Annotated in this window: 21 protein-coding genes; 11 read left to right on the top strand and 10 right to left on the bottom strand. The window is 67.2% G+C overall.

The window, feature by feature from the left end; genetic code table 11:
• Positions 1-15: 15 nt before the first annotated feature.
• Positions 16-1,008, bottom strand: coding sequence for a beta-1,4-glucuronosyltransferase WelK (gene welK, locus AX721_RS12700; RefSeq protein WP_082769849.1), 993 nt, complete (start codon positions 1,006-1,008; stop codon positions 16-18).
• A gap of 114 nt (positions 1,009-1,122) precedes the next feature.
• Here welK and AX721_RS12695 point away from each other — a divergent pair, with 114 nt between their 5' ends.
• From AX721_RS12695 to AX721_RS12650, 10 genes are all read left to right on the top strand, one after another.
• Positions 1,123-2,358, top strand: coding sequence for a Coenzyme F420 hydrogenase/dehydrogenase, beta subunit C-terminal domain (locus tag AX721_RS12695; protein ID WP_068876376.1), 1,236 nt, complete (start codon positions 1,123-1,125; stop codon positions 2,356-2,358).
• A gap of 74 nt (positions 2,359-2,432) precedes the next feature.
• Positions 2,433-3,656, top strand: coding sequence for an outer membrane beta-barrel protein (locus AX721_RS12690; RefSeq protein WP_082769848.1), 1,224 nt, complete (start codon positions 2,433-2,435; stop codon positions 3,654-3,656).
• Positions 3,657-3,664: 8 nt separating this feature from the next.
• Positions 3,665-4,537 carry a polysaccharide biosynthesis/export family protein gene (locus AX721_RS12685; protein WP_068876374.1) on the top strand — a complete coding sequence of 291 codons (873 nt, stop codon included), beginning with the start codon at positions 3,665-3,667 and terminating at the stop codon, positions 4,535-4,537.
• Positions 4,538-4,559: 22 nt separating this feature from the next.
• On the top strand, positions 4,560-5,915 hold the full coding sequence (locus AX721_RS12680) for a Wzz/FepE/Etk N-terminal domain-containing protein (protein ID WP_068876373.1): 1,356 nt from the start codon (positions 4,560-4,562) through the stop codon (positions 5,913-5,915).
• Positions 5,912-6,640, top strand: a complete 729-nt coding sequence (locus AX721_RS12675; protein ID WP_068876372.1) for a CpsD/CapB family tyrosine-protein kinase — start codon at positions 5,912-5,914, stop codon at positions 6,638-6,640. Before AX721_RS12680 ends, AX721_RS12675 begins: the two co-directional genes overlap by 4 nt.
• Entirely contained in the window at positions 6,637-7,518 is an 882-nt protein-coding gene (gene xrt, locus AX721_RS12670; RefSeq protein WP_068876371.1) for an exosortase, read from the top strand. The genes AX721_RS12675 and xrt overlap by 4 nt, the downstream gene beginning before the upstream one ends.
• 14 nt (positions 7,519-7,532) lie before the next feature.
• The gene (epsI, locus tag AX721_RS12665; protein WP_197422550.1) at positions 7,533-8,216 is read left to right on the top strand and encodes an exosortase-associated protein EpsI, V-type; all 684 of its coding nucleotides are present in this window, start codon (positions 7,533-7,535) and stop codon (positions 8,214-8,216) included.
• A gap of 322 nt (positions 8,217-8,538) precedes the next feature.
• Positions 8,539-9,465, top strand: coding sequence for a glycosyltransferase (locus AX721_RS12660; protein ID WP_068876369.1), 927 nt, complete (start codon positions 8,539-8,541; stop codon positions 9,463-9,465).
• A 135-nt stretch (positions 9,466-9,600) separates the two neighbouring features.
• Positions 9,601-11,043, top strand: coding sequence for an oligosaccharide flippase family protein (locus AX721_RS12655; RefSeq protein WP_255373644.1), 1,443 nt, complete (start codon positions 9,601-9,603; stop codon positions 11,041-11,043).
• A gap of 48 nt (positions 11,044-11,091) precedes the next feature.
• Complete coding sequence (locus tag AX721_RS12650) at positions 11,092-11,901, top strand: glycosyltransferase family A protein (RefSeq protein ID WP_068876367.1); 810 nt, start codon at positions 11,092-11,094, stop codon at positions 11,899-11,901.
• A gap of 22 nt (positions 11,902-11,923) precedes the next feature.
• Here the strand turns inward: AX721_RS12650 and AX721_RS12645 are convergent, their stop codons facing one another.
• A complete protein-coding gene (locus tag AX721_RS12645) occupies positions 11,924-12,892 on the bottom strand; it encodes a right-handed parallel beta-helix repeat-containing protein (protein ID WP_197422549.1) in 969 nt (322 codons plus the stop codon).
• 255 nt (positions 12,893-13,147) lie between these two features.
• On the opposite strand from AX721_RS12645, the gene AX721_RS12640 reads away from it, so the two are divergent.
• The gene (locus AX721_RS12640; protein WP_068876365.1) at positions 13,148-14,293 is read left to right on the top strand and encodes a polysaccharide pyruvyl transferase family protein; all 1,146 of its coding nucleotides are present in this window, start codon (positions 13,148-13,150) and stop codon (positions 14,291-14,293) included.
• Here the strand turns inward: AX721_RS12640 and AX721_RS12635 are convergent.
• The 8 genes from AX721_RS12635 to AX721_RS12600 form a co-directional block, all read right to left on the bottom strand.
• Positions 14,290-15,942: a right-handed parallel beta-helix repeat-containing protein gene (locus AX721_RS12635; protein WP_068876364.1), complete on the bottom strand. Its 1,653-nt coding sequence runs from the start codon at positions 15,940-15,942 to the stop codon at positions 14,290-14,292. The two genes, AX721_RS12640 and AX721_RS12635, sit on opposite strands and share 4 nt — an antisense overlap.
• Before the next feature lie 341 nt (positions 15,943-16,283).
• Positions 16,284-16,622: a PilZ domain-containing protein gene (locus tag AX721_RS12630; protein ID WP_068876363.1), complete on the bottom strand. Its 339-nt coding sequence runs from the start codon at positions 16,620-16,622 to the stop codon at positions 16,284-16,286.
• Positions 16,623-16,703: 81 nt separating this feature from the next.
• On the bottom strand, positions 16,704-17,684 hold the full coding sequence (gene virB11, locus AX721_RS12625) for a P-type DNA transfer ATPase VirB11 (RefSeq protein ID WP_068876362.1): 981 nt from the start codon (positions 17,682-17,684) through the stop codon (positions 16,704-16,706).
• Positions 17,681-18,754 carry a type IV secretion system protein VirB10 gene (gene virB10 / locus AX721_RS12620; RefSeq protein WP_156467151.1) on the bottom strand — a complete coding sequence of 358 codons (1,074 nt, stop codon included), beginning with the start codon at positions 18,752-18,754 and terminating at the stop codon, positions 17,681-17,683. Before virB10 ends, virB11 begins: the two co-directional genes overlap by 4 nt.
• Positions 18,751-19,515 (bottom strand): TrbG/VirB9 family P-type conjugative transfer protein, encoded by a 765-nt coding sequence (locus AX721_RS12615; RefSeq protein ID WP_068876360.1) that lies wholly within the window; start codon positions 19,513-19,515, stop codon positions 18,751-18,753. The genes virB10 and AX721_RS12615 overlap by 4 nt, the downstream gene beginning before the upstream one ends.
• A complete protein-coding gene (locus AX721_RS12610; protein WP_068876359.1) occupies positions 19,512-20,678 on the bottom strand; it encodes a type IV secretion system protein in 1,167 nt (388 codons plus the stop codon). Before AX721_RS12610 ends, AX721_RS12615 begins: the two co-directional genes overlap by 4 nt.
• Entirely contained in the window at positions 20,675-23,074 is a 2,400-nt protein-coding gene (locus AX721_RS12605; protein ID WP_068876358.1) for a VirB4 family type IV secretion/conjugal transfer ATPase, read from the bottom strand. Before AX721_RS12605 ends, AX721_RS12610 begins: the two co-directional genes overlap by 4 nt.
• Positions 23,071-23,355 carry a type IV secretion system protein VirB3 gene (locus AX721_RS12600; RefSeq protein WP_068876357.1) on the bottom strand — a complete coding sequence of 95 codons (285 nt, stop codon included), beginning with the start codon at positions 23,353-23,355 and terminating at the stop codon, positions 23,071-23,073. Before AX721_RS12600 ends, AX721_RS12605 begins: the two co-directional genes overlap by 4 nt.
• Between the last annotated feature and the right edge of the window lie 3 nt (positions 23,356-23,358).

Here is a 23,358-nt window from a genome sequence, read left to right as displayed (position 1 = left end):
CTTTTTGCACGCCGATCACCCCACGAAGGGGGTGCCTATTGCACGCCGATCCTCAGCCTCCAGAGCGGCGCACAGCTCTTCCGTCGAGTTCGCAACCTGGATCAGGCCCCGCTTCTCGAAGGCTTCCGTGATCTCGGCCTGATGGTCGTCGTAGTGTTCGCCCAGGGTCGACAGCCGCGGCATGGCGATGACGTGACAGCCCTGGCGCAGGGCCGTTATCAGCGAGCCGGTTCCGCCGTGACAGACGACGATCGAGGCGTCGCGTAGCAGCGCCTGCACCTCCTTGAAGTCGAGAGTCTCATGGGACTCGATTTTCGCGTGCGGCGCCACGCCTTGGCCGGTCTGCAGGATCACCTTCTCGGGGATAGCGCCCGCAGTCTTTGCCTCGACGACGGCGTTCGTCAGCCGCTCGAAAGGCAAGGTCGCGCCTACGGTGGCGAAGAGGATCGGCTGTTTGGAGGGCGGAACGTCATCCAATATCCGCAATGGGTCGAAGACCTGCGCCTTTGGATACCAGGGCAGGACCTTCTCCGATTGGACCACCATGTCATGCGCCAGCGGCGCCGCCATCCGTCCGAACAGCGAGGGCTTCTCGAAACGTGCGAAGGACTCCACGACGATCACCCGGGCGCCGATGAGCCGGCCCCACAGGACCGCGAAGATTACGGCGCCGGCGCCCGTGCTGATGACGACGTCCGGCCTTTCGCGCAGCATGACCTTCGCGGAGGTCACGAAACTCTGCAGGGCGCGGCCAAGCATCCGGAACGGCGCGCCGAGCTTGGCTTGTCCCCACGCAAAGTGCGGCACGAAATAGGTGCGATGGTCGGAGCTCAGGCTCCGGCCTAGCGCCGTGTCTTCGGTGATGAAGAAATGGTCTCCGGCCGCCCAAACCGGCTGGAGATCGAGAAGTTGGCGGACATGTCCGCCGCCGGACGCCGCGAGGCAGATTCTCAACGGACCGGGGGGGGCTGGCGCTTCGACCCCGAGGCCATCGCGTTGAGCTGACATTTACGACTCCTCGATAGCGGTGGCGTAGCTAACGGACCGCGTTCGGTAAAGAACTGCTGAAGGCGGCTGCCGCGTCGCTTGCCTTGGCCAGGCAATCATGGATTTGGAAGCGGAATGCACGCCCCCAGGCAACTGACGCGCTCGCCGACGGTCGATCGGGTTCTGAAAGGTGAGCTTTGTTCCGGATGCGGCCTGTGCGCCGGCGTTTCGGACGGCGCCATCCGGATGCAGGCCGACCCGCCAGGTTACAACCGGCCTGCGACCTCCGGCGGCTTGACGCCAGCCGGCGAACGCAAGATCGCGTCCGCCTGCGCGGGCGCCGTGGTGGAACCCTGGTCGGGCGAGCGGATCGACCCCTACTGGGGGCCCTGGCGACGTGTGCTTACAGGCCACGCGCTTGACGAGACCATCCGCTTCGAGGGTTCGTCGGGCGGGGTTATCACGGCGCTGCTCGCGCACGCCCTTCAGTCTGGCTTGATCGAAGGAGTGGTCCACGTCGCGCCAGATCCGGATCACCCGGCGCGGAATGTCACCGCGATCTCGCATACCCGAGCGGAGGTGATCGCGAGGTCCGGGTCGCGCTATGCGCCGTCGTCGCCCCTGGAAGTGATCGACGATTGCCTGGAGAGCGGCCAGCGGCTGGCGTTCGTCGGCAAGCCTTGCGACGTTTCGGCTTTGCGGCGCCTCGCCAGGATCGACGAACGGGTCGGCCGACAGTTTCCGCTGATGATCTCATTTTTTTGCGGTGGCGTGCCCAGCCATGCCGGGGCAGGGCGGATACTTGCCGCCATGGGCCTGGAACCGTCGGAGGTGACGGAATTCCGCTACCGCGGCCGGGGTTGGCCCGGCAACTGCGTGGCCGCCACGCCGACGCGGCGGGGCGAGATGACCTATGCCGAGAGCTGGGGATCGCACCTTTCCAAGGAAGTTCAGTTCCGGTGCAAGATCTGCCCGGACGCCGTCGGTGGGGCCGCCGATATCGCCTGCGCCGATGCATGGCATGGCGACGAGGATGGCTACCCGTCCTTCTCGGAGGAGCCCGGGCGCAGCCTCATAATGAGCCGGACGCCTGTCGGAGAAGGTCTGCTGGAGTCGGCGCTCGAGGCCGGGGTCCTGGCCGTACGGGCGGCGTCCATCGACGACGTCGAGCGCATGCAGCCCGCCCAGGCGCGCCGTAAGCGCCTCGTGCTGGCGCGTACCGCCGCTCTCCCGCTAACCCTGCAGGCACGACCCCGGATGGCGGGCCTCGGCGTGGCCGCCGCCGCGCGGCGCGCAAGGCCTTCAGAGGCCATTCAGAATCTCTTCGGCACTATACGACGCGTGCTGCAGGGCCGTCGTAGCCGGTTGTGAACCACGCTAGGCAGTTGATTGGGTTAGCTGCTAGTTAGGGACGAGGTGTGAGCGAAGGGCGCCGCGGAGAATTCATGCGATTGAGGACTTACGCGCTACTCGCGTCGGTAAGCGCCGCGGCGTGCGCCGGCACCGCTGCGCATGCGCAGAGCGCTGCCCCTCAGCCGGGCGCGGCGCGGGAGTTCAAAATCGGCGCGCGGGTCGCCGCGTTCTACGATTCCAACGTGTCGCGTTCGTCGGTCGCCCTGTCCGGCGCGCGGGAGCTCTCGAGGTCGGACTACGTCTTGAGGCCGGAGGCGACGGCGTCGATCGTTCAGCCGCTCGGCCGGCAGATGGTCTTCATAAACGGCGCCGCCGGCTATGATTTCTACCGCCGCAACGATGACCTGAACCGTCGCCGCTATGACGTGACGGTGGGCGGCCTGGGCGCCGTGGGTCCCTGCGCTCAGACTGGGACCGCATCGTTCCGCGCCGCGCAGAGCGACCTCGGCGACGTGGATCTCACGACCGTGAAGAACCTTCAGAAGACGATGAGCTTCACCGCTGGCGTCACTTGCGGGCGAAGCGTCGGGCCCACCGTCGGGCTCGCGGTGCAGCGAAGCGACGTCAAGAATTCCGCGCGGACGCTGAAGGTCTCCGACTCCACGACCGCGGGTGTCTCGACCTCGTTCGGCTATCGAAACCCCACGCTCGGGACGATCAGCGCATACTACTCCTACTCCGAGACGGAGCAGCCAAATCGGATCATCATCGGCCGGCCGGTCGGCGATGGTTTTCACGTGGAGTCGGCGGGCGTCAACGTGCAGCGCAAGTTTGGCTCGCGGCTGGATGTCCTGGCCGCTGCCGGCGCCATGCGGCTGACGCGCGAGTTCGCGCCGCCGGGCGCGCCCCTGAAGATCACGGGCGCGACCTACAACGGCGCAGCGACCTACCGGGCTGGCAGTCGCCTGACGCTGAGCCTGAATGCGTCGAGGGCTTTCCAGCCGTCCGCGACCGCAGGGAAACTCTACGACGTGACCACCCGCGGCGACATCGGAGCCCGATACAAGTTGGGCTCCAGATTCAGCGTGAGCCTGTCCCAAGCCGTCGTAGACACCAAGTCCAACCGGGATACTGCCTTGCCGGGGCTCGTGGTCACGAAGTCGCGCACCTACTCGACCGCCGGCACGATCCTTTACACACAAAATCAACACGCTTCCGTTGCTATGGACGTGCGGTACGATGATCGCGAGACCGACGTTCCCAGCTTCAACTACAATGCCGTACGGGTCGGCGTGACCCTCGCAGCGAACTTCTGAGAGCCGACATGAACGCCATGACGATCCGCAGTTGCATCATCGCATTCGCTGGCGCTTTCGCCATGCTGGTCGGCGGGCCCGCGTCGGCCCAACAGCCGCCGCCCGTGGGCTCGCAGCCTTCGGCCGCAGCGCAGGCGGCCCCGGCGCCGGCTTCACCGTCGACGTCCGTCAGCGAAGGGGCCTCCTCGGCCTATGTCCTGGGCCGGGATGACGTGGTCGAGGTCGGTTTGCTCGGCCGAAATGACTTCGGAGGGCGCGCCCGCGTCCAGGCCGACGGCACCATCCAACTGCCCTTTATCGGCAAGGTGCAGGCGGCGGAACGGACCACCTCCGAGCTCTCGGAGACGGTGCGCAAGGCTCTACAGACGGGCGGTTTCTTCGCCGACCCCGTGGTCACGGTGGAAGTCGTCGGCTACGCCAGTCGCTATGTCACTGTGCTCGGCGCGGTGGGCTCGCCTGGCCTAGTGCCGATCAACCGACCCTACAGGCTTTCGGAGATCCTCGCCCGCGTCGGCGGCGTTCGCGACGGCGCGGCGGACTACCTGATCGTCACCTCGGCGGCCGGTGAAGAGAAGCGCCTGCTGATCCGCGATCTCGCCACGGGCGACCTGTCGCGTGATCCCTACGTCGCACCGGGCGACAAGCTGTTCAGCCCGCAGGCGGAGGTCTTCTACATCTATGGGCAGGTCAACAGCCCGGGCGCCTACGCGATCCAGACGGGCATGACGGTGCGCATGGCGCTCGCGAAGGCCGGGGGCCTCACGGAGCAGGGCTCCGACAAGAAGGTGACGGCCACGCGGGGCGGCAAAAAGGTCAAGCTCGACCTCGCCGGCGATGTGCAGGCCGGCGACGTGATGGTCGTGGGTGAGCGGCTGTTTTGAAGCCTGATCGCGGGAGTTCTTCATGAACCTCATCCAGTTCATCAGGATTATCTGGGCCCGCCGGCTGGTGATCCTGCTGTCGACGCTGATCTGCGCCGTCGCCGGGATCACGGTCGTTCAGCTGGTCACGCCCAAGTATGTCGCCCAGTCCCGCATCATGCTGGACGTCGTGAAGCCCGACCCGGTGACGGGGCAGGTGATGGCGACCGCCTTTCTTCGCGCCTACACGAAGACCCAGATCGAGCTGATGAAGGACGAACAGGTCGCGCGCATGGTTGTGCAGGACCTGGGATGGGAAAGCGATCCGGCCTGGCAACGGCGATATCAGGACCGCAAGTCCACCGACGACCGCACCTTCCAGCGGTGGGCGGCCCAGCAGGTTATGGACGGCGCCAATGCGCGTCTGATCGAGGGCAGCAACATCCTCGAGATCAGCTACACGTCGGAGTCGCCAGCCCGCGCCAAGCAGGTGGCGGACGCGCTGCGCAAGGCGTATCTCGCACTGACGCTGCAGTCGCGGCGCGAGGCGGCGCGGCGTAACGCCGACTGGTACGACGGTCAGGCGGCCAAGGCGCGCCAATTGCTCGTGCAGGCCGAAGCCGTGAAGTCCAAGTATGAACGTGAAACCGGCATCGTCCTGCAGGATGACCGCACCGACATCGATAGCGCGCGTCTCGCCGCCTTGGCCCAGCAGGCTGGTGGCCCGATCTTCGCGCCCATGGTCCAGGACAACGGCGTCGCCGCGACCCAACTCGCCCAATTGGACGTCGACATCGCGACCGCTTCAAAGACGCTGGGTGTGAACCACCCTCAATTGATCGAGATGCGTCGCAGGCGCGAGGTCCTCGTCCAGCAGGCCGCCCAGGAAAAGAGAGCCGCCGCCATGGCCGCCGGTGCGGCAGGCGCAGCGGCGCAGGCCACCGCCGGCCTGATGGAGCAGCAGAAGGCCAAGGTGATGGCCCAGCGGGAGAAGGTCGAGCGGCTGCGACTCATGCAGGACGAGATCAGCCTTCGGCGGGACCAGTACAATCGCGCCGTCGCACGATCGGCCCAGCTGCGCCAGGAGGCCGACGTCGTCGAAAGCGGCGTGACGGAACTCGGAGGTGCGGTGACGCCGCAATTCCCGGTATTCCCGAAGAAGCCGCTAATGGTCGGCGGCGCCACGGCCGCGGGCGCGGGCCTCGGACTGTTCATGGCGTTGCTGCTGGAGCTCTTCGGCCGGAAGATCCGTAGCGCGGACGATCTGCAGCAGGCGGCCGATGCGCCGGTGCTTGCGATCCTGCAGAGTCCGCTCGGCGAAACACGGTCCCGGATCGGGGCGCCCATCAAGGAACTCCTCGGTCGTCGGGGCCGAGGCATCAAGTTGAGTCGAGCATGACCGCGACATCGAACGCGCTCGCAGCCACGTCCGACCCTTTGGATGACCGAGGCCGGGCAGGTGCGGCGGGCGATGAACGCCGGTATCGTTTCTCAAGCGATCTAGTTGTCCTGGCGAGCGAGCGGCCGCGGGAAGTCGAGGCCGTCCGCACCATCCGCACGCATATCCTGGCCAGGCATCTCGAGGGCGGGCGCCGGGGGCTCGCGATCTGCAGCCCGGACAAAGGAGCCGGGTGCTCCTTCATCGCTGCGAACCTAGCCGTAGCATTCGCGCAGGTCGGGGTTTCCACGCTACTCGTTGACGCGGACATGCGTGATCCGGAGATCGAACGCTTCGTGCAGCCGCCGGAGGCGCCGGTCGGTCTGAAGCAATGTATCGAAGCGGACGTGCGCGATACGGCTGATTTCGTCCATGCGGACGTGCTTCCCAACCTGTCGGTCATGTATTCAGGCGGTCGGGCGGACAACGCCCAGGAATTGCTAGGCGACGAGAGGTTCAAGCGTCTCGCCGAAGTCTGCCTTCGCGACTACGAGCTGACCATCTTCGATTCACCGCCGGCGAAGTCTTTTGCCGACGCCCGGCGGATCGCAAGGGTCGTGGGCTATGCCCTGATTGTCGCGAAGCGCAATGCAACGCTGATGTCCCAGGTGTCCACTCTGTCTGCAGAGCTCCAGGAGGACGGCTGCCGGGTCGTGGGCTCGGTTCTCAACGAGCTGGCCTTATGACCTCGACGACTGACCAGAGTCGGATCCCTGATCCCAAGGCCGTCCTGCTTCCCTATCTTCCGCTGGTGATTGCGGGCCTTGCGGCGCTTCCGACCGTCATACGGCTTGGGCAGCAGGTCTGGTCCCGCGAATTCGGCGCCCACGGTCCGATCGTGCTGGCCACAGGCGCCTGGATCCTCTGGCGGCGGATTCCCTATCTGAAGGCCGAGGCTGAGAAGTCCTACTTCGCGCTGACGATCATCGCATCGCTTGGAGCTCTGGCGCTGTATGTCTTCGGTCGCGCCTATGACTTCATCAGCCTCGAGACGGCGGGCCTGTACGGCTTCTTCCTGGCGGCGCTGTACGACCGGTTCGGTCTGAAGCCGATGCTTCGGAACTGGTTTCCTTTCGTCTATCTCGCCCTGTTGCTGCCGATTCCGGGTTGGGCGCTGGACCAATTCACGGCGCCGCTCAAGCTGCTCGTGTCCTGGATGTCCGCCGCACTGGTGGAACCCCTCGGCATCCCGATCCTGCGCGAAGGGGTGACGATGACGGTCGGGCCTTATCAGCTCTTGGTCGAAGATGCCTGCTCGGGCCTGAACTCGCTGATCGGCCTCATCGCCATCACGCTTTTCTACATCTACCTCCTTAGGGACGCCGGCTGGCGCTATTCCGTCTTCCTGGTGTGCCTGATCATCCCGGTGGCGATCGTCGCCAATGTGCTGCGGATCATCACGCTGATCCTCCTCACCTATTATTTTGGGGACGCTGTGGGGCAGGGATTCCTGCACGTGACCGCCGGCCTCTTCCTCTTCGCCCTGGCGCTGGGCCTGATGTTCGCGATCGACAGCATCGCCTCGAAGTTCCTCCACATTGCAGAAAGAAAGCCCGCGCAATGAGGCGGCGAGACGTCATGCTTGCGGGCCTCGGCGTCGGCGCCCTGGCTCTCGCCGAAGGCTTGAAACCGCGCAAGCGGCTCATTCTGCTCAAGGGGCAGACCCTGGAAGAAGCGCTCCCCGCCACCTTCGGCGAATGGGAGTCCCAGACGGCGTCGGGCCTCGTGACGCCCGAACAGGCCGGACGGCTCGCGAAGACGCTCTACAGCGAAATCGTGCAACGCACCTACCTCGACCAGACGAGCGGTGCGGAGGTGATGTTGCTTGTGGCCTATGGTGACACCCAGAGCGACCTTCTCCAGCTGCACCGTCCGGAGAGCTGCTATCCCGCTGTTGGCTTCACGATCGAGCTCAGCGAACCGTTGGATGTGGCGCTGGGCGGCCGGGCTTCCCTTCCCGCCCGTCGCGTGATCGCGACGACTGAAGAGCGCCGTGAGAACATCATCTACTGGTCGCGGCTCGGAGAACGCCTCCCCCGCGATGGCGAACAGCAGCGGGCGGACCGGTTGGCCAACGCCATGGAGGGCTACGTCCCCGACGGAATTCTCGTACGGTGTTCGGCGCTGGGGGATTCTGCAGGCGCCTTCGCCGTGCTCGAGCGGTTCGTGCCGGACCTGCTGCGCGCCGCGTCCGGAGGGGCGCGCCCGGCGCTCGTGGGGACGAAACTCTCGAACGAGCTCGCGGCGCTGCGCCCGACCTGATCGATGGAGCAGTACTCGACCCTGATCATGTTCGGAGGGATCGTGGCTGTGACGATCGTCGGCACGTTGTTCGCGCCGCGTTTCCCCCGGCATAAAAGGCCCCGGCCCGGGCCTTTGCCGGGAAGGCGGGTGGAGGGTCGCCGCCCTTCAATGCGCCGCAGGTGATCTCCCGGCAGATGTGGCCCGCCGGCCGATCGGCAGAACTGGGCGGCGACGTGAGATCGGACGGTCTTGTGGGCAGCGGGGCGTCCATCGTGGCGCTTTTCTCCCAGGTGAGGCGGGCGACCGCCTTGGTTTCTGAATTCCACGCGAGAGCCTTGCCGTGCATGTCGCCGTCGTAGTCGTGGGCTTCCGCAATCCCGACGACGTCTCCCGATGCGTTGCGGCTCTGGCGCGCTCGTCGCATCGGGACTTCGAGATCGTGATCGTCGAGAATGGTGGGCGAGACGCGCACGCCGAACTCCAGCGGAGGCTGCCAGAGAAGCTGGGCGGCGGACAGAGGCTCCGCGTGTTGCTGGCTGAGCACAACCTCGGCTACGGAGGGGGTGTGAACCTTGGCCTAGCGGCCGCCGCCAACGCCGACGCGGTGTGGGTGCTCAATCCCGACACCGAAGCGGAACCAGAGGCGATGGCGGAGAGCGTCAGGCGCCTCCAGGCTGGCGACTGCGACGCGGTGGGCTGCGCCATCTACCTCCCAAACGGAATGATTCAGTCCTACGGCGGGCGATGGGAAACACCGTTCGCTCGCGCCGTCTCGATCGGGTACGGCCAAAGCGCTACGGCCGCCGTCGATGCCGCGCGGATCGAGCGCGAACAGAACTATCTCAACGGGGCTAGCATGTTCCTCGGCCGCAGGTTCCTGCAGGAAGTTGGTCCGATGCAGGAGGACTACTTTCTGTACTGCGAGGAGGTGGAGTGGTTCTTGCGTCCCGCCGCCCGGCGTATGCGCCTGGGTTTTGCCGCTGGGGCGCGGGTTCTGCACCACGCCGGGACCACGACCGGTTCGTACAACGGGATCCACGCCAAGCCGAAGACGCCGATCTATCTCAGCGAGCGAAATCGGATACTGCTGACGCGGGATTGCGCGCCCGGAATGCTGCCGTTTGCGGCGCTGGCGGCGCTGGCGCTGATCGTCTTCCGGTTTGGCCGGCACCGGGCCTGGGCGCAGATGGGCTACGGACTTCAGGGGTGGTTGGCCGGCCTCGCCGGGCGCCGCGGGACGCCCGAGTGGATCGCTGCGCTGGCCTGAGTTCGAGAAGCTGCGCAAGGACAGGCTGCACGCAAGCGAAGCGTCAGGCGCAGTCATTCCCAGGCCGCGGCCGGACACGCTTTGCACAGGCGCCGGCGTACAGTATGTCGCCGGAGCCTCTTGGGTGGGTAGGATTTGACCTCAGCAGCAGATCAGGATGTTCGTCGGCGGGGCGCGCGCGCCTACGCTCTGGCGATGATCGGCGCGCAGGTCTGCGCTCTTGTTCGGTACACGATCCTTGCGAGGATGCTGGGACCCGCCGAGCTCGGCCTGATCGTGACGCTGCTGCTGACGGCGCAGTTCTTCGACTCGATCACAGACAGCGGCGCCGACCGGTTTCTTGTGCAGGACCCGAAGGGCGATGAGCCGGAGGTCCAGCGCCTGGTCCAGCTCGTGTCGGCCGGCCGGGGTGTTCTGACGGCTGTCGCGCTCGTGTTGCTGGGCCAACCGATCGCCGCCTTCTACGGGCAGCCCCAACTGGCGACCGCGCTTATGGCGCTATCGCTGGTCCCGCTCATCGCCGGCTTCGTCCACCTGGACCTGCGCCGCCAGCAGCGGCATCACGACTTCCGATCCGAGTCCGTGACCCTGCTGGGCGCGGAGGTGGCGAGCCTGATCGGCACAGGCGTGGCCGCGTTCGTCCTCAAGAACCACTACGCGATCATCTTCGGCCTCGTCATCCGATCGGTGATCCTGGTCCTCCTGTCGCATCTCACGGCCAAACGGGGCTATAGCCTCGGCTTTGCGAAGGCCCATGCCCGGCGGCTCTTCGTCTTCGGCTTTCCGCTCATGCTCAACGGCCTGCTGCTCTTCTTCGGGTCCCAGAGCGACAGGCTCGTGATCGGACGCGAACTCGGCGTGGAGGAACTTGGCCGCTACTCGTCGATCCTCATGTTGATCTTCTATCCGACGAGCACGCTCCAGCGGTTTGTGAGCGGCATGTTCATGCCGCTTGTGGCGGCTCAGCGCCGCGGGGAGGGCGGCGACGCCGCCCGTGACCTCGGCGGTTTCGTGCTGCTGATCTCGGTCCTGATCGTCGCGGGGTTCACGGTCGTCGCGCCCTTCGCGACCGTGTTTCTGTTCGGCCCGGCGTTCGCGCACGGCTTGCTGGTGGTGGCGCTGATCGGCGTGCTCCAGACGAGCCGGTTCATGCGCATCTGGCCGGTGACCGTCGCGTTGGGGATCGGGCGGAGCAACGTGGTCCTGATCAACAATCTGGCCCGGCTCCTGGCCGTGCCGGCCGGCATCGCAGCCGCTCTGATCTTCCGGCGGCTGGAGCTCATCCTGCTTGGGTTCATCCTCGGTGAACTCATCGCGCTCGTCGTCGGCGCCTTGCTGGTCAACAGGGGCATGCAGGCGCCGCTGCTCCTGGATTTCGACCGGATCGGCCTTTACGTTCTCGTCTGCATTTCGATCTCCTCTGTTGCGGGCGGCGTGGAGTGGAGTCTCGCCCCTCTGTGGATCGCGGGCGCCGTTGGAACGGCCGTGGCAAGTGTCTTGCTGGCCGTGCGCGAGCAGAAGGCGGTCAGGGATGGCGCTGGCCTGCTCCTGCGTTTCCTGCCTCTTCGGCGGAGTTGATCATGCTCCACCCTCGTATCCCGCAACGCACCACATCGGACATCTGATATGCCGACGATCACCTTCGGGATTCCGCTACTGAGCCGCCGCGTCGCGCGGGATTGGCCGGCGGCGCAGCGCCTGCTCGCCAACACCCTGCGTTCGGTGTTCAACCAGTCGGCGCCTGACATCAAGGTGATCGTCGCCTGCCACGAGCCACCGGAGATCGATGAGATCCGCGATCCCCGCGTAACGGTGGCTCCCGCCAACTTCGATATCCCTCGGTTCCAGTGGGAGCAGGAGATCGATCGCATGCGCAAGCTGGAGGTGATCGGCGCCGCGCATCGCAAGCACGGCGGAGGCTGGCTCTTCATACTCGACGCTGACGACCTGGTGTCCCGCACCTTGGCCCAGCGCATCGCCGCGGCGGAGACCAAAGCGGTTGTCGTGCGGAACGGATATCGCCTCGACGTTCGGCGCGGCATGGCCCAGCCGCTCAGCCGGTTCTGGAAGAAATGCGGTTCGTGTGTCGCCGTGAATTGGACCGAGGACGAGCTTCCCCTTGTCCCGTTGTCCGACAATCCGCCCGTGTTCCACCAGTACGCGGAGACACGGCACTATCTGCTGCCGGAGTTCTTCGCCAGGCGGGGTTGGCGCGTGTCGTATGAAGAGATGGGCGCTGCCTACCTCATCAACCACGGTCAGAACCAGTCGGACATCATTGTGGCGGACAATCTGAAGTGGCGCCTCTATTTCATGCTCACGCGCTGGAGGCCGTGGACCCCGGCGTTGGACGTCGAGTTTGGTTCTGACGCCGCCTCCCGCACCGGGGCGATCTACACCGGCGACGCTAAGTTCAGCACCGAGCACAGAGCCTGACGGCGCCCGTCCACCCCACGTCCTAGCATTTGGGGTCGGTCTCGCCCCGTCGTCCGCCGCTTGCGGCCACGGTGTTGCCGCACCGGGCGACGCCGGGCCCGACATTGATGGTCGCGATAAATTTCGCACCCTTGAGGGTGCGAACGCGGTTGTTGCGCACGATCGAGTCGCGGCCGCTTTTCAGTGATATGGCGTTGGGGTAGCCGACCTCGATCTCGTTGTCCTCAATCGTGATGCGGTCGAAACCACCGTCGTCGACGCCATTGCGGACGTGGTTGAACATCCCGATCCCCTGAGTGCTGCCAAAGATCCGATTTCCGCGGATCACCATGTCGGCCGTCGGCGGGGAGGTGGGCCGCGACCACATCTGGATGCAGTCGGGGTGTTCTCCTTCGCGGATCCGCGTGCCGTCGCAGGTGTTGGCCTCGATCAGGCCGTTGCGGCTCTCCGCGACCTGCATGCCGTCGGAGCGCATCTCGGTGAAGGTGTTCTCCCGCAGCTTGAACCCGTCCACTCGGGTCAGCACGATGCCGGATTTGTAGCCTGCCAGGACGTTGCCGGTGATTTCGATGTCGGAGCCACCGACCATGAAGATCCCATACCCCTCGCCATAGGGCAGGGTGTTCTCTCCTGTCGCGGAGGGGCCGATGAACCGGCCCTGGGTGACCCGGACGTTCCGCGACGAGTCGATCCGCAGGCTTCTGCCATAGTCCTTTCGGCCGTTGCGCGGGCTGATCACCATCGGTGGCAGGCGATAGACGCCTCCCCGAAGCTCCACCCCACTGACCCCCCGGAACCACCAGTCGGAGAGTCGCGCTTCGCGTGCGTCGATGACGAGGCGAGGTTGGAATTCGCGCTTGCCGAACCGCACGCCGGCGTATTCGCCAGGCTCCAGCACGATGGTGTCGCCGCCCTTCGCTTCGGCAAGGACCTTGCCAAGGGTGTCCGGCGTTGCCGGGCGGACCGCCGCATGCCCGGAGCCCGACCCCATACACGAAGCGAGAACCAGGACGGCCAGGCACTCCAGCGCGCGCGCCGCCTTCGAGCTCGCGAAAGATCTCATCATCATGGTCTCAACCTCGATATGCGCGTGCGACGGTCGCCGGCCCGGCGGTCATCCGCGCTTCCCACCTAGCCCACTAACACTTCCGCCACCCTTCACGGTAAGGAAGGCAGGAAGCAGGCGCTTACCGGACTGCAAGCCAGGAGTGTGAAATTGTCGACAAGTGGAGAGATTGCGATCGGCTTGGCCTGGCACTCCACGGCAGCGGGCAATCTCGGCGTCGGGGCGCTGACGGTCGGCAACCTGATCGCCGCCCGTTCCGCGGCTGCGGCCGTCGGACTTCGGCCGAGGTTCACGATCATCCAGCCGGTCACCGACGTCACGGGCGGCGCAAACATCGTCGGTGACGATGTGGACGTATTCAACGTGACGGGAAAGTCGATGATCTCCCCGTCGGGTTACCTCAAGCTGCTGGGGCGGTTGGATTGCATCCTCGACATCGGCGCCGGTGACAGCTTCGCCGACATCTACGGCGGCAAGCGCTTCACCTACATCTACGGCACCAAGCTGCTCGCCAACCTGCGCGGCGTTCCCGTGGTCTTCAGCCCACAGACGATCGGCCCATTCACGCGCCAGCCATACCGCGTCCTAGCGCGGCAGGCGATGGAGGCGGCCGACTGCGTCGTGGCGCGCGATCCGCAGTCGCTGAAGGCTGTGCATGACCTGGCGCCGTCGGCGCGCGCCATACAGTCCGTCGACGTGGCGTTCCGTTTGCCGTTCCAGGCGCCTCGCCGCGAGCCCGGGGGGGCGATCGAAGTGGGGGTGAACGTATCGGGTCTGCTCTTCCACGCGCGCAAGGAGTTCGGACTCCAGGCCGACTACCCGGATCTCATGCGCCGCTTCCTCCGCGAACTGACCGCGCGGCCGGACGTGCGGGCGCATCTCATCTGCCACGTGACTTCAACCCGTGTGCAGGGGGACGACGACGGCCAGGTGGCCGACCTGCTGGCCCGGGAATTCCCTGCGGCGATCAGGGCTCCGAACTTCCCGGGGCCGTCCGAAGCCAAGTCCTACATCGCGGGCATGGACTTCCTGGTCGCCGGCCGGATGCATGCCTGCATCGCCGCGTATTCGGCGGGCGTTCCGGTGGTTCCGATCGCCTACAGTCGAAAGTTCTCAGGCCTTTTCGGCGATGTTCTCGGCTATTCGCATCAGGTGCCTGTCGCGGGCCTATCGACGGACGAGGCGTATGCCTTCCTGATAGAGCGGTTTGAATCTCGCGCGGAACTGGCCCAGGAGATCCGCAAGGGCATGGGCGTCGTGGACGCCTTGCTCGACGCCTACGACACCGAGCTCCGGCGGCTCTTCCTGAAGGTCAAGAGCCGCTAAAACACCCAGCCGTCGGCTATGGGATTCAGATTCGCGACCTTCGCGCCCAGCACCAGGATGGCGTCCCCCGTCGTGAAGCTGATGTTCACGCCCGCGGCGAGCTGGGTCAGCGTCGCCCTGGCGCCTTGGGCGAGGAGGGCAGAGACGTCGATGACGTCGTGCTGACCGCCGGCGCCGAAGTCCGTAATGGCGTCACTTCCATCGCCCCTGGCGAAGACGAACCGATCCACACCCGCTCCGCCGGTCAGGCGATCGTCACCGGCTCCGCCCGTTATGACGTCGTCGCCGGCCTGGCCGTCCACCGTGTCGGATCCGCCCCTGCCGAACAGGGTATTGTTCGCCGCGCTCCCGATGACCTGGTTGGCCAAGCCGTTGCCGGCGCCCCACGCATTGGCCGTGCCGACCAACCGCAGATTCTCCACGTTCGACTGGAGGGTGAACGAGATCGTCGACAGGACCGTGTCGACGCCTGCGTCGGCCGCCTCGATGACCTTGGCCTGACCGTAGGTGATGTAGACGTCGTCGCCGGCGCCGCCGGCAAGGACATCGATACCCGCGCCGCCGTCGAGGGTGTCGTTCCCGGAGCCGCTGGAGAGGCTGTCTATGCCGGCCGTGCCGACCACCGACAGACCGGAAGTCGGCCCGGCCGCCACATCCCGTGTCGGGGCGTCGTCGGCCCAACTGGCCAGCGCAGACGCGCCGCCATCCGTGGCCAGGGGAACAATCTCGTTGTTCGACTGCGTCACATCCCGACTGGCGGCGGTTACCGTGACCAGATTGGCGTCGTTGTTCTTGATCGTCGCACCGACCACATCGTCGACCCGGATCCAGGATTTCGTGCCGACGTAGCCCTGGACGACATTGCCCTCGATCACGACGTTGAACGCGGATGTCACGTTGATCCCGTGGTAGAGGCCGCCCGAGATCAGGTTGTGGTCGATCGTGACGCGCTCGTAGAAGATGCCGGCCGCCTCGTCGCCCATGAAGATGCCCTGCATTGGCGCGCCCGATCCGCGCATGATGACATTGTCGGCGATGAGGATGTCATGGGCGTTCGATGTGGTGTTCGAGGTCCAGAACTGGATGGCGTCGGGATGGTCGGCAGCCGTTGGGTAGAAATCGCGGAATGTATTCCCGGTTATGGCGACGTTCGATGAGCCGCCACCGCGGACGCCATCTGCGCGAAGGTCGTGAAAGCTGTTGTTGCGAACTTCCAAACCATCGACATTCAGATGGGTGACCGCGAACGAAAGCTGGTGAAACTCTGAATCCTCGATACTAACGTTCGTGCTGGAGCGGATCAGGAAGCCGTTGGTGTCGTTTTTGGGGTTCCCATCCAGCGAGCCGTGAACGTTCAGATTTTCGAAGTGGATATCCGAACTGTTGCTGACACGGAACGGATTGGTGACGCCTGCGTCCGCCCGTAATTCGGCATCGCGAATCGTCAGGCCCGTAACGTTGCTGACATTGAGGGATGTAATGACGGCAGGACGTCCGGCATCGGCTGACGTGATGGTGATATCGTTGGCGTATTTGACATTCGTGATATTGAGGCTGTACGTGCCCTGGCCCAGTAAAATCGTATCGCCGGACTGAGCGGCCTTTAGTGCGGTCGCCAGTGTCGCCGAGCTGTTGACCGTGATGATCATGTTGGGTCCCTCGATGTACGCAAGCCCGGCTGATCTGGCACCCTCACCCGATGTGATCAACGTCGAACTTCATTCCCGCAACAAATTGCGTCGATGAGGCTTTCAACAGGTCATTGTGTCAGCACTTTGCTGAAGAACGGGGTGCGACATACTGTCAATCGCAGTGCGATGACGAGAATTGGACAACTGCGAAACAGCAGATAGCCCAATGCGCCGGTGATCGTGGCGGGCTGAAGCAGTTCCCAAGATCGCGTCTCGGCGCGATTACAGTGAAGCTAGTTCCGCGGGCGGAGAAGCGCGGCGATCTGCGCGCAGGGTCGCCGCAGGGGCCTAACGCACACCTAACGCAAAGCCAGCCAGGCTGTCCGCACCGGCTCCAGCCGCGTTGGGACGGGCTGTTCGAGGTTGTGCTTCACTTCGAAGGCCATGCCGGCCAGGTCGCCCCGGCGCCACTTCAGGACCACCTCGAAGGCCATGCCGGCCTGGAAGTGGATCAGGATGAAGCGGGGCGGGACCTTGTGGAGATGCGAGAGTTCGATCTTGGCGCCGCTGTCGCTGAGGTCCTTGATCATGCAGTCGGCCCAGATGGCCAGCTTGTCGCCGTGCATGATCCGGCCGCGCGCATTGATGGATACGCGCGGTTCGGCCCGTCGGTCGAGGAAGGCTCGGGCGTTGGTCATCCGAATACCTAGCCATGGAAAGGGCTTAAAAGTCTTACGACGGACTTGGTTAGCGCTGCGTCGCGTCGACGCGCATGCAGGCTAGCGTGGCCGGAACAGGACTTCACTCACGCGGCGCGAGCCCTCCACGCGGTCCAGTTGCACCACGACGTCGATCACGCGGCCGACGTAGGTCTGCACCTTCTCCCACCCCAGGTCGACGCCGGAGGTCAGGGCCAGCAGGGCGATCTGGTCCAGGGCGCCGGCCGGGCTGTCGGCGTGGATGGTGGTCAATGAGCCCGGATGGCCGCTGTTCACGGCGCGCAGGAAGGCGAACGCCTCCTTGCCGCGCAACTCGCCCAGGAGGATCCGGTCGGGCCGCAGGCGTAGGGAGGCGGCCAGAAGGGCGTCCGCGTCCACCTTGGCCTCGCCCAGTTCGCCCCGCACGGCCACCAGGCCGACGCTGTTGGCGTGGTCGAGGCGGACTTCCGGCGCGTCCTCGATGACCACCAAGCGCTCCTCGCGGTCGATCTCCTTGACGAGGGCGTTCAGCAGGGTGGTCTTGCCGCTGCCCGTGCCGCCGGAGATGACGATAGTCTTGCGGCGGCGGACGGCGGTCTTGAGGAAGGTTTGCAGATCGCCGGCCTCCAGCATCGCCTCCAGTTCGGCGTCGGCCTCGCGGGCCTTGGCGGGATCGGTGCGGTGGGCGGCGTCGAACAGGCCGTCGCGGGCCAGGTCGCCGACGCTGAGGTCGGAGATGCGGTGCTTGCGCACCGCCATGGCGAGGCCGCCGCGGGTGGCGGGCGGGGCGACCACCTGGACCCGGGCGCCGTCGGGCAGGGTGGCCGACAGCAGCGGCTGTTCCCGGTTGACCCCCTGGTGGCTGGCGGCCGCGATCTGCCGGGCCAGGCGCTGCAGCGCCATCTCGTTCAGCTCGTCCGCCGGCTCGCGGCACATGGCGCCGTCGGTGGTCTCGACCCAGATCTCGCCCGGCCGGTTGATCAGGACGTCGGTGACGTCGGGCCGCGAGAGCCAGGGAGCCAGCGGCGCCAGATAGGCGGAGAGATAGACGTTGGCGTTCATCGGACCACCGATGAGAAGTCGAGGTCGCGGGCCACCGAGACCTGCACCGGCACGCCCTGGGCCACCTTGATGGTGTCAGGAATGTCCATCTGCTTCTGGAGCGCGATGGCGGCCGGGTTGGAGCTCTGCCCGCTGCCGCCGAGCACCAGGGTGGTGCTGTCGCCGTTGCTGGCGCTGTTGGCCAGGGCCTGGCCGCCGGCGCTGATCGCGGTGAGCAGGATCGAGGCGCCGAACCGGCGGACGAAATGCGTGTCCACCTCGCCGTCCAGGCCCCCGCGGCCCAGCCGGTCGGTGGCGGGCGAGCCGACGTCGATCGTGACGCCCGTCGGGGTGATGATCCGCGACCAGACCACGAAGGCCCGGGTCTGGCCGACGGCGGCCGAGCTCTTGTACTGGCCGACCAGCCGCGAACCCCTCGGGATAAGCACCCGGCTGCCGTCGAAGCTGCGCACGTCGCGGCTGACCACCGCGCGCACGGCGCCGGGCAGATCCGAGTTGATGGCGGTCTCGAGGACGGCGGGGATCACCGCGCCCTGCGGGATGGTTCGTCCCAGGTCGCGCATCTGGCTGGCGCGGGCGGTGTCGCCCAAGCCACGGGTCACGCCCGCGGCGAAACGCTCGTCGGCTGACTGCCGCACCTCGTTGGCGGGCGCCGGCGTGCCGGCGGCGGCCTGAGCCAGCTGAGCCGCCTCGCCGGCGGGGGGGGTGTTGCTGAAGTCGACCACCACCGTCGGCGCGCGCCAGTGGGCCTGTTCCGGATCGGCGGGCGGCGCAACGGACTGCTGCACCATCGGCGCCGGCGCGGCCATGGCCTGGGCGGGCGGCGGGGGAGCCGGCGGCGGCGCTGGCGCGGGCTGAGACGCTACGGGCGCCGGCGCCTGAGCCTGCGTCGTCTGGGCCTTGGCCTCGCGGCCGCTGGACAGGCCGTTGAACACGAACACGCCCAGGACGGCCGCGCCGGCCAGGCCGGCCCACACCGTCCACGGAGAATCAGGCGCCTGCACCTGGGGATAGGCGCCACGGGCGAACACCGGGCTGAGCTCGGCGGGGCTCTGGTCCTTGCGTTTCATCGACGCCACCACGGGTCCTTCTTGCGCTGTCGCAGCGCGCTGGCCTCCTCGATGCGGAAGCCGTCGTTGTAGATGCGGGTGACCTCGCTGCCACGACGCAGCACGAAGCCGCGGGCGACGCGGTCGACCACCACATAGTTGTCGCGCTCGCGGGTGTTGACCACCGCCTCACCGCCGTCCGGGTCGACGGCGAAGATCGCCGGCAGGTCTTCGGCCCCGCGGAACGAGAAATAGGTGTCCTGACCGTCGTCGAAGACCTTCACCGGCAGGGTCTTGGCCGAGCCCTCGTAGGAATAGGCGACGTTGCGCTCGACCGGCGGCGGCGGCGGTGGGGGTGGCGCGACATAGGCGACCACCGGCGGCGCATAGAGGAAGCGGACGCTGAACGGCGCCGAGCGGGCCGCGGCGCGCGGGCGCAGAGCCAGCTCGAAGTTGTAGCGCCGCAGGTTGGTGATCACCGTCATGTTCGTGGGCGGCCGCTGCGACATCGGCTTCAGGAACAGGAGGTTGGCGCGGCGGTTCGGCGTCACCTGCCAGCCGAGGGAATCGCCGATGGCGACGTTCTCGATCTTCTCGGCCGGGTCGAACTCGACCGAGAGCTGGTAGCCCAGGGCGACGCGGAGTTCGACGACCGCCTCGGGATCGTACTCCACGACGTGGATGCGCGGGTCGCCGGGCCCGGGCTGCGGCACGACGGCCAGGGCCGGGCCGGCGACGAGGGCGAGGGCGAGGCTGATGGCGAGGGCGGGTAAGCGGATCATCGGGAAGCTCCCGCGCGGCGCGCGGTGAAGGCGGGGCGGCGATAGGCGTCGCCGAGGCGGCGGGTCTCGTCGATCGTGACCGAGACCTGGCGGGTGGAGGCGGCGGAGGCGGCCGCGGCCGCCGCGGCGGTGGCCGAGCGGCTGCGCTCGGAGGCCTGGGCGCGGTCGCGCTGGAGGTCGAGGGCCAGCCGTTCGGCCCGGGAGGGCAGGGGGGTGACCGTGACCGCCGCGCCCTGCGGCGCTCGGGCGGGCTCGGCGCCGCGGCGGCGGTCCGCGCCCTGGGTCGGCAGGCGGAAGCCCATGGCCATGACGCAGGCGCCGATCACCAGGGCGGCCTGGCCGGCGGCGAAGACGAAGACCAGGGCCGAGGCGCTCATGGCGGTCTGGGGCTCCAGGCGCTGGGCGATCCGCTGCTCGGCTAGGGCGGCCACCCAGGGATCCAGCACCGCGAGCATCAGCACGATCAGCAGCCAGGCGACCAGCGGGACCAGGGCGGCGGCGACCAGGGCGCGCACCCAGCCGACGAACAGGCCGCGGGTCGCCGGGATCAGCGCCAGGGCGATGAAGATCGGCCCGACCGCGGTCAGCACGCCGATCGCCAGGGTGGCGGCGGAGATCACGCCGGCGCTGGTCAGGAAGATGACGCCCGAAGCCGCGGCGGTCGTCTCGGCGGCGGCGGCCTGCGGGCTGGAGTATCCCTTGGCGTTGGGGCCGGCGATCTTGCCATAGGCGGCGCCCGTCTCGCTGAACTCGGCGTAGGCGGCCTGCAGGCCGTCGACGGGGCTGGCGGCCAGGCTGGACCTGGCGTCCTGCATGGGCGCGGAGACCAGGGCGGCGATCTCGACCGGCGCACGGTCGGCGACATCGAACACCAGCGCCTGGAAGGTGGACCAGCTCGTCACCAGGGCCAGGATCGCGCCGATCTTCAGCGCGATGCCCGGCGCGTCGGACAGGCGCATCGAGCCTTGCGCGAACATCAGGCGATAGCCCACCAGCGCCACATAGATGGTCAGGAGGGCGGTCAGCGCCGTCTGGAACACCGGCGAGCCCGAGGTCAGGGCCTCGTACCCGCTCTGGGCGTAGACGCGCGTCTGGCAGTCCACCGTGGCGAGAACGCCGCGGATCAGGCCATCGTCGACCAGGGTGGCGCAGGCGCCGCTCATGCCGCGCTCCGCCCCTTGCGGTCGCGCTCTTCCATGAAGGCCGGCAGCCAGGCTGCGGGCTCGTCGCCCACCTGCTGGCGCAGAGCGTCGAGTCGGCGAACGGCCCGCTCGGTGCCGGCGAGGACCGCGAGCTCGCCCGAGAGGCCGGTTAGGTCGAGCCGCGCCACGACGCTGTGGTCGCCGCGTTTGATCAGGAAGCAGCGCGAGGTGTCGGGCAGGCTGCGCACCAGCTCGAACTCATGCTCGGTCAGGCCGAAGCCGTCGACATAGTCCGACGCCTTGGCGCGGGCGTTGGGGAAGAAGATCTGCGTGGCGGCCTGCTCGATGATCGCCGAGGCGATGCGGCTGTCCAAGGCGTCGGAGGCCGACTGGGTGCAGAAGCCCACGAGGCCGTTGCGCTTGCGGATGGTCTTTTCCCAGTCCTTGATGCGGCGGATGAACACCGGGTCGTCCAGGACTTTCCAGCCCTCGTCGACGATGAACATGGCCGGGTCGCCGTCCAGCCGCTGCTCCAACCGGTGGAACAGGTACATCATGGCCGGCACGCGGATCGTCGGCGCGTCCAGCACCTTGGTCATGTCGAAGCCCAGGATCCGGGTCTCGATGTCGAGCAGGTCGTCGGCGTTGTCGAACAGCCAGGCGTGGTCCCCGCCCTCGCACCAGGCCGACAGGCGCGAGGCCAGGTCGCCGGCGTGCGGGCGGCGCGCGCCCCGGAACAGCTCGCGCAGATAGCGCAGCCGGCGATGGCCGGGGGGCTGGGCGAAGTTGGCGTCGATCGCATCGGCGATCATGGCCCGGTCTTCGGAGTCCAGCGTCTCGCCTTCGGCGGTCAGCAGCTGGGCGACCCATTCGGCCAGGAAGGCGCGGTTGCTGGGAGTGTCGGGCAGGGCCAACGGGTTGAAACCCGTGGGCTCGCCGGGCGAGATCACGTCGTAGCGGCCGCCGATAGCGCGGATGAAGGGCTCGGCGCCGCGGTCCTTGTCGAAATAGGCGATCCGCGGCTTCAGGCGTTCGGCCTGGGCCAGCAGGAAGGTGAGCAGCACCGTCTTGCCGGAACCCGACGGCCCAATGACCGTGAAGTTGCCCAGGTCGCCGTTGTGGAAGTTGAAGTGGTAGGGGCCGAAGGCGGTGGTCTCGAGCACCGCGATGGCCGGACCCCAGTGATTGCCCTCGGCCTGGCCGGTGGGGTGGTTATGGAAGCTGGCGAGGCCGGCGAAATTGCCCGCCGATATCATCGCCTTGCGCGAGATGTATTTGAAGTTGGCGGGGAACTGGGCCCAGAAGGCCGGCTCCAGATTCACGTCCTCGCGCACCGCCACCGCGCCCATCTCGGCCAGGGCGGACTGGATATCGGCGACGCCGGAATCCAGGTCGTCCAGCGTCTCGGCCTTGGCGAGGATCGTGAGGTGGTGCTCGCCATAGGCGGCGCGGCCGGCGCCCACGTCGTCGCGGGCCTGGGCCAGCTCGCCGCGCAGGCTGAAGGCGTCGTCCTCCGCCGCCTTGAGACGGCGCAGGGCCAGGCCCATGCGGTCGAGGGCCACCTGCCGGTCGACGAAGGCGAAGCTCTCGGTGAGCACCATCTCCATGGGCAGGCGAAGCACCCCGTCCAGCAGGCCGGGCGCCGTGCGGGCGGGGTAGTCCTTCAGGGAGACCATGGCGCCGAAGGTCGGCCCCTCCGGTCCGCCGCCGAATTCCATGGCGTCGAGGCCGAAGCTGAGGCGGCGCGAGGCGATGGCGTTCGACAGATCGCCCGTGGGCGCCAGCACCGGCCGCAGCTCGCCGTTCAGGATCAGGCTGAGGAACTCGGCAGGTTCGGAGCGCTGGGCGCCGCCGCCTGCGGTATAGAGGCCGAGGGTCCGCGCGCCGTAGGGCGCCAGGGCCGCGGCGAAGGCCTCGCGGGTGGCGTGCAGGTCGCGCAGGTCCCGGGCGCTGTCGACCTCGCGGTTTCGCGAGCCCTTCATCAGCCGTTCGAGGAAGCCCGCGCCGCCCTGGGTGGGCCGCATGACCAGGGTCAGGAAGATGTCGTTCACATAGAGCCGGCGGCTCGCCAGCTGCTCGCGCCAGTGGGCGTCCAGGTTGGCGCAGAAGGGCTCCTCCGGCGCAGGCGGGAAGGCGGGCGTCACCCGTCGCCGGACCACGTGATGATAGACGGCCAGACGCGAGCTAGCTGCGCCACGCAGCACCGTCTCACGGATGGCCTTGCGGTAGTTCAGCTCCTCGTCGGGCGCGGTCTCGAAGGGGAAACCCGCTAGGTGCAGGGTCTGGACCAGCAGCCCGTCGCGCGTGCGAAGGGTGACCTCGTCGGCATGGCCCAGGTAGGGCAGGCGCGAGCTCACCGCCACTTCCCGGGGCGCCAGCACCTTGGCCGCGCTGGTGGTGAGGAACGCTCCGCTCATGGCCGGTAAGAATTCCCTCGCCAGAAGCTGTGGTTTCGCACGCGCGGACACGTCGAGAGCTTGGTCACCCAGAGATCGAAGAACCGAGGCTCGCGCAGGGAGCCCACATAGCCGATGGCGTGAAGGCCGACCGCGATCAGCAGCGCCCAGAAGGAGCGGGTGATCAGGAAGGCCTCGGCCGTGACAACCAGATTGAGGACCGCGAACGGATAGGTCACGCCGCCGATCATCTGGGGCCGGGTGAGCGCCGCGAAGACGGGATCGGAGGCGAGCCGGCTCATGGC

It is taken from the genome of Phenylobacterium sp. CCH9-H3 (assembly GCF_001557235.1).
Taxonomy (GTDB): Bacteria; Pseudomonadota; Alphaproteobacteria; order Caulobacterales; family Caulobacteraceae; genus Phenylobacterium.
The sequence above is the reverse complement of the archived record's forward strand: the minus strand, read 5'-3'. Positions and strand labels throughout refer to the sequence as shown.

Bases quoted from the DNA above. Each gene is read 5' to 3' on its own strand.
- AX721_RS12635 (WP_068876364.1), bottom strand. From the start codon at position 15,942: ATGATCATCACGGTCAACAGCTCGGCGACACTGGCGACCGCACTAAAG.
- AX721_RS12630 (WP_068876363.1), bottom strand. From the start codon at position 16,622: ATGACCAACGCCCGAGCCTTCCTCGACCGACGGGCCGAACCGCGCGTA.
- AX721_RS12675 (WP_068876372.1), top strand. From the start codon at position 5,912: ATGACCGCGACATCGAACGCGCTCGCAGCCACGTCCGACCCTTTGGAT.
- AX721_RS12695 (WP_068876376.1), top strand. From the start codon at position 1,123: ATGCACGCCCCCAGGCAACTGACGCGCTCGCCGACGGTCGATCGGGTT.
- welK (WP_082769849.1), bottom strand. From the start codon at position 1,008: ATGTCAGCTCAACGCGATGGCCTCGGGGTCGAAGCGCCAGCCCCCCCC.
- AX721_RS12645 (WP_197422549.1), bottom strand. From the start codon at position 12,892: ATGGGGTCGGGCTCCGGGCATGCGGCGGTCCGCCCGGCAACGCCGGAC.
- AX721_RS12685 (WP_068876374.1), top strand. From the start codon at position 3,665: ATGAACGCCATGACGATCCGCAGTTGCATCATCGCATTCGCTGGCGCT.
- xrt (WP_068876371.1), top strand. From the start codon at position 6,637: ATGACCTCGACGACTGACCAGAGTCGGATCCCTGATCCCAAGGCCGTC.
- AX721_RS12610 (WP_068876359.1), bottom strand. From the start codon at position 20,678: ATGAGCGGCGCCTGCGCCACCCTGGTCGACGATGGCCTGATCCGCGGC.
- AX721_RS12650 (WP_068876367.1), top strand. From the start codon at position 11,092: ATGCCGACGATCACCTTCGGGATTCCGCTACTGAGCCGCCGCGTCGCG.
- epsI (WP_197422550.1), top strand. From the start codon at position 7,533: ATGCTTGCGGGCCTCGGCGTCGGCGCCCTGGCTCTCGCCGAAGGCTTG.
- virB11 (WP_068876362.1), bottom strand. From the start codon at position 17,684: ATGAACGCCAACGTCTATCTCTCCGCCTATCTGGCGCCGCTGGCTCCC.
- AX721_RS12600 (WP_068876357.1), bottom strand. From the start codon at position 23,355: ATGAGCCGGCTCGCCTCCGATCCCGTCTTCGCGGCGCTCACCCGGCCC.
- AX721_RS12605 (WP_068876358.1), bottom strand. From the start codon at position 23,074: ATGAGCGGAGCGTTCCTCACCACCAGCGCGGCCAAGGTGCTGGCGCCC.
- virB10 (WP_156467151.1), bottom strand. From the start codon at position 18,754: ATGAAACGCAAGGACCAGAGCCCCGCCGAGCTCAGCCCGGTGTTCGCC.
- AX721_RS12690 (WP_082769848.1), top strand. From the start codon at position 2,433: ATGCGATTGAGGACTTACGCGCTACTCGCGTCGGTAAGCGCCGCGGCG.
- AX721_RS12615 (WP_068876360.1), bottom strand. From the start codon at position 19,515: ATGATCCGCTTACCCGCCCTCGCCATCAGCCTCGCCCTCGCCCTCGTC.
- AX721_RS12680 (WP_068876373.1), top strand. From the start codon at position 4,560: ATGAACCTCATCCAGTTCATCAGGATTATCTGGGCCCGCCGGCTGGTG.